This window comes from Streptomyces sp. SID14436 (genome assembly GCF_010548465.1).
Taxonomy (GTDB): domain Bacteria; phylum Actinomycetota; class Actinomycetes; order Streptomycetales; family Streptomycetaceae; genus Streptomyces.
This window is the reverse complement of sequence record NZ_JAAGMD010000106.1, coordinates 1-2,672: the sequence shown is the minus strand read 5'-3', so window position 1 is coordinate 2,672 and position 2,672 is coordinate 1. Positions and strand designations below refer to the sequence as shown.

3 protein-coding genes are annotated in these 2,672 nt (G+C 75.4%); 2 read left to right on the top strand and 1 reads right to left on the bottom strand.

Features of this window, described 5'->3' with window-relative positions:
* Positions 1-103: 103 nt before the first annotated feature.
* Positions 104-1,627: an FAD-dependent oxidoreductase gene (locus G3I53_RS04135; protein WP_164334562.1), complete on the bottom strand. Its 1,524-nt coding sequence runs from the start codon at positions 1,625-1,627 to the stop codon at positions 104-106.
* Between the two features lie 86 nt (positions 1,628-1,713).
* Between G3I53_RS04135 and G3I53_RS04130 the strand changes: the two genes are divergently transcribed.
* Both G3I53_RS04130 and G3I53_RS04125 read left to right on the top strand, forming a co-directional pair.
* Positions 1,714-2,136 carry a metalloregulator ArsR/SmtB family transcription factor gene (locus tag G3I53_RS04130; RefSeq protein WP_164334561.1) on the top strand — a complete coding sequence of 141 codons (423 nt, stop codon included), beginning with the start codon at positions 1,714-1,716 and terminating at the stop codon, positions 2,134-2,136.
* Entirely contained in the window at positions 2,133-2,618 is a 486-nt protein-coding gene (locus tag G3I53_RS04125; protein ID WP_164334560.1) for an SRPBCC domain-containing protein, read from the top strand. The genes G3I53_RS04130 and G3I53_RS04125 overlap by 4 nt, the downstream gene beginning before the upstream one ends.
* Positions 2,619-2,672: the final 54 nt, after the last annotated feature.

The following is a 2,672-nucleotide window of genomic DNA, read 5'->3' as shown; positions in this document are numbered from 1 at the left end:
AGGCTCCGGCGGGCGGCGCGATCCGTGCGGCGCCACGGGCGGTCCGTCACCCGACCGGGCGCCGGCGGACGGCCGGGGCGCCCGCCGCGGGCCCGGGCGGGACTCAGATCTCCCGCCGCTCCAGCGGCTTGGTCGCCGGGCCCTGGATCACCTTGCCGTCGGTGTCGAAGCGCGAGCCGTGGCACGGGCACTCCCAGGCGCGCTCCGCCGCGTTGAAGTCGACCAGGCAGCCCAGGTGGGTGCAGCGGGCCGAGACCGCGTGCAGCGAGCCGTCCTCGTCCCGGTACACGGCCAGCCGGTGACCGTCCGCGCGGACCACCGCGCCCTCGCCCGGCGGCAGGGACTCCACCGGCGGCGAGGGGCGCAGCCGGTCGCCCACGAAGTGCCGGGCCACCTCGGCCTGGGTCCGCAGGAAGGACGGCGCCTCCCGCACCGCGGGCTTCAGCCGGCGCGGGTCGTACAGCCCGCTCCACGCGCACTCCTCGCCGGTGATCTGCGCGGTGAGCAGCAGCCCGGCCATCATGCCGCCGCTCATGCCCCAGCCGTTGAACCCGGTGGCGACGTAGGCGTGCCGGGCGCCGTGGTGCAGGGGGCCGACGAGGGGGACGGTGTCGGTGGGGGTGGTGTCCTGGGTCGCCCAGCGGTGGGTGAGCTCGACGTCGGGGAAGTGCTCGCGGGTCCAGGCGGCCAGCCGCTCGAATCCGGCCCGGGTGTCGCCCGTGCCCGGCGTGAAGTGCTCGCCGGTGACCACCAGCAGGCGCCGGGTGCCGTCCTCGCCGTAGGGGGCGGTGCGCACCGAGCGGGTTTTCTCGTCCGGCGTGATGTACATGCCGCCGGGGTCCTGGCCGGCCGGGACGGTTCCCGCGACGACCAGTTCGCGGCGCGGCGAGAGGCGGGCGAACAGCAGCGCCCGGTCGAAGATCGGGTAGTGCGTGGCGACCACGACGTCGCGCGCGGTCACCGTCGCGCCGTTCGCGGTGGACACGCGGCAGGGTTCGCCCTCGTCGAGGCCGAGCACCGTGGTGTCCTCGTGGATGTGCCCGCCGTGCGCGACCAGGTCCCGGGCGAGGGCCAGCAGGTAGGCGCGCGGGTGGAACTGGGCCTGCCCGGTGACCTCGACGGCGCCCGCGACGGGGAACGGCAGCCCGGTCTCCGTCACGAACGAGGCGGGCAGCCCCGCCTCCCGCGCGGCCCGCGCCTCCGCGCGCAGTTCCTCCACCCGTCCGGCGTCCCGGACGAAGGTGTACGCGCTGCGCCGTTCCCAGTCGCAGTCGATGCCCAGCTCCGTCACCAGGTCCGCGGTGTGCTCGATCGCCTCGGCCTGCGAACGGGCGTACAGCCGCGCGCCCTCGGCGCCGCGCGTCCGGCGCAGCTTGTCGTAGACCAGCGTGTGCAGGGCGGTGATCTTGGCGGTGGTGTGGCCGGTGACGCCGGCCGCGATCCGCCCGGCCTCCAGGACGGCGACGCTGCGGCCGGCCCGGGCCAGCTCCCGGGCGGTGCACAGCCCGGCGATCCCGCCGCCGATCACGGCCACGTCCACGTCGAGGTCGCCGGTCAGTGCGGGGTACCGGTCCCCCGGGGCGGTCTGGATCCAGTACGAGGCGCTGACCTGCTGGTTGTCCGTCATGGGCGCCGAGTACCCCGGTGCGCGGGATTTCAGTGGCCGGCCCTTCCCCTTGCGGGCGGGAGCGGCCCGGCGTAACGTGCAACCAAATGGTTGTACATGGTGGAACCGCAGAGACCGACGAGGCCGTGGACCGGCTGTTCCAGGCCCTGTCCGACGCGACGCGGCGCGACATACTCCGCCGCTGCGGGCGGGGCGAGCTGTCCGTGTCCCGGCTGGCCGGGGCGTACCCGATGAGCTTCGCCGCGGTGCAGAAGCACGTCACCGTGCTGGAGCGGGCGGGCCTGGTCACCAAGCAGCGGCACGGACGGGAGGCGCTGGTGCGCACCGACCCCGACGCGGTGGACCGCGCACGCCGGGCGCTCGACGACCTGGCGGCCGGCTGGCGGGCCCGGGTGGACCGGATGGCGGACCTGCTGCGCGACGACCCGGAGGGGACCGGACCGCCCGGTCCCGGCGACGGCCCGGACGCCGGTCCCGGCGGCGGCACGACGAGAGGACACGACCGATGACTGTGACCAGCGTGGACAAGGACCTCGACCACCTGACCCTGACCCTGATCGCGGACTTCAGCGCCCCGGTCGAGCAGGTCTGGCAGCTGTGGGCCGACCCGCGACGGCTGGAGCGCTGGTGGGGCCCGCCGAGCTACCCGGCCACGTTCGAGGAGCACGACCTGACGCCCGGCGGGGAGGCCCGGTACTTCATGACCGGCCCGGAGGGCGAGAAGTTCGGCGGCTGGTGGCGGATCACCTCGGTGACGGCGCCGACCGCCCTGGAGTTCACCGACGGCTTCTGCGACGACGAGGGCAAGCCGAACCCCGAGATGCCCGTCACGACGATGCGGATGACGCTCACCGAGCGCGACGGCGGCACCCGGATGGAGCTGCGGTCGGTCTTCGACAGCCGGGAGCAGATGGAACAGCTGGCCGGGATGGGCATGGTGGAGGGGCTGCGCGCCGCGGTCGGCCAGATGGACGACGTGCTGGCCGGCTGACCCGCCTGCCCGCCTGCCCGCCCGCCCGCGCGGGGCCGGGGCGCCTGCCCCGGC